We start from the raw sequence: 1,739 nt of genomic DNA, 5'->3' as shown, positions 1-1,739 counted from the left end.
CCCTCGCGCCTCCCCCTGGTCGTGGCCGCCGTCGCGGCGGTCGCCGCCGTCGTGGTCGCCTGTCTCGTGGTCTCACGCTGCGCCGCGTCCCCGTCCGACGCCCCCTCCCAGGAGCCCGCGTCCGGCGAGGTGGAGATCCAGGTGGCCGAGGGCGCCGGCACCGACGCCATCGCGCAGTCGCTCGTGGACGCCGGCCTCGTCAAGGACTCCGCCACGTTTACCAAGGCCGTCATGGCCCCGGGGGCGGGGCAGTCGCTCAAGCCCGGTACCTACCGCTTCGCTGCGGGCATCCCGGTCACCCAGATCGTGGAGCAGCTCGTGGAGGGCCCCAACACCACGTCCAACCGCGTCACCGTGCCGGAGGGCCTCACCGTGGCCAAGACGGCCGCCTACGTGCAGGACGCCCTCGGCATCCCGGCCGACGACTTCGTGGCCCAGGCGAAGGCCTCCAACTACTCCTCCGACTACCCGTTCCTCTCCGGGGCCGCCGACGACTCCCTCGAGGGCTTCCTCTGGGCCTCCACCTACGACTTCTCCGGCAAGGAGGTCTCGGCCGACGCCGTGATTCGCGCCATGCTCGACCGTTACGTCACGGCCACCGCGTCTCTGGACTGGCAGTCCGGTGAGGCCGCCCTCAAGGGCGNCTACGGCGTGGACTTCNACGACTACGACGTGCTCATCCTCGCCTCCGTCATCGAGCGCGAGGCCGTGACAGAGCAGGACCGCCCGCTCGTCTCGTCCGTCTTCTACAACCGCATGCGCGACGGCATGCCGCTGCAGTCCGACGCCACCATGGGCTATGTGACCGGCGGCGAGGTGACGGCCGACGACCTCAAGAAGGANTCGCCGTACAACNCCTACCTCAACAAGGGTCTGCCCCCCACGCCCATCTGCACGCCCTCCATCGAGTGCGTCCAGGCGGCGCTGAACCCACAGTCCACCNACTACCTGTACTTCCTCATCATCGAGAACGGCACCTACTCCAACCACACGTTCTCGCGCACCTACGACGAGCACATGGCCGCCATCGAGCAGGCCANGCAGGACCAGGCGCCATGAGCGCCGAGCGCGGGGGCACGCCCCTGACCCGCCCGTGGGCCCGCTACCACGCGGTCCCCGACATCCCCGTGGGGCGCCTCGTGGACGAGGGCGTGCGGCTCGTGCTGCTCGACCGCGACAACACCTGCGTCCCCGGCGACGCAGAGCACCCGCCCGCCGAGGTGGCGGCATGGTTCGACCGCGCCCGCGCGGCCGGCCTCGCCCTCTGCCTCGTCTCCAACAACTTCCACGGCACTCGGGTGGCCGCGAGCGCCGCCGAGCTGGGTGTGCCCAAGGTGGACCACGCCATGAAGCCGGCGCCCTTCGCCNTCTGGGCCGCGTGCGGGACCATGGGCGTGCCCGTGGAGCAGACGGTGCTCGTGGGCGACCAGGTGTTCACCGACGTCATGGCCGCCAACCTGGCCGGCGTGCGCCCCATCCTCGTTGACCCGCAGTCCACCGAGGAGCTCTGGTACACCCGCGTCTTCCGCCTGTTCGAGNGGGCCGCCTCGGGCGACCCCGCCTACCGCCCCTGACGCGGCCGTGGCAGCCTTCCTCGCCCTGGCCGCCTGGGCCTCCGTCGCGGACGCCCGCGAGCGGAGGCTGCCCAACGCCCTCCTGGCCGCCATGGCGGCCGTCGCCCTGGCCTTCCAGATGGCCCGGGCCCTCTCCCTGCCGCTCTCCCCGGGGCTCCCGTGGAT

At 71.8% G+C, this 1,739-nt stretch carries 2 protein-coding genes; both read left to right on the top strand.

Going from position 1 to position 1,739, the window contains the following annotated elements; all coding sequences use genetic code 11:
• A partial coding sequence (gene mltG, locus JX283_RS08285; RefSeq protein ID WP_204830152.1) for an endolytic transglycosylase MltG occupies positions 1-1,059 on the top strand: 1,059 nt, incomplete at its 5' end.
• A complete protein-coding gene (locus JX283_RS08280; protein WP_204830151.1) occupies positions 1,056-1,574 on the top strand; it encodes a YqeG family HAD IIIA-type phosphatase in 519 nt (172 codons plus the stop codon). The genes mltG and JX283_RS08280, both read left to right, overlap by 4 nt.
• The last annotated feature ends 165 nt before the right edge of the window (positions 1,575-1,739 follow it).

This window comes from Olsenella sp. CU969, from assembly GCF_905219715.1.
Taxonomy (GTDB): Bacteria; Actinomycetota; Coriobacteriia; order Coriobacteriales; family Atopobiaceae; genus Granulimonas; species Granulimonas faecalis.
Note: the sequence above shows the minus strand (reverse complement) of the source record. Positions and strands in the feature narration are given on the sequence as shown.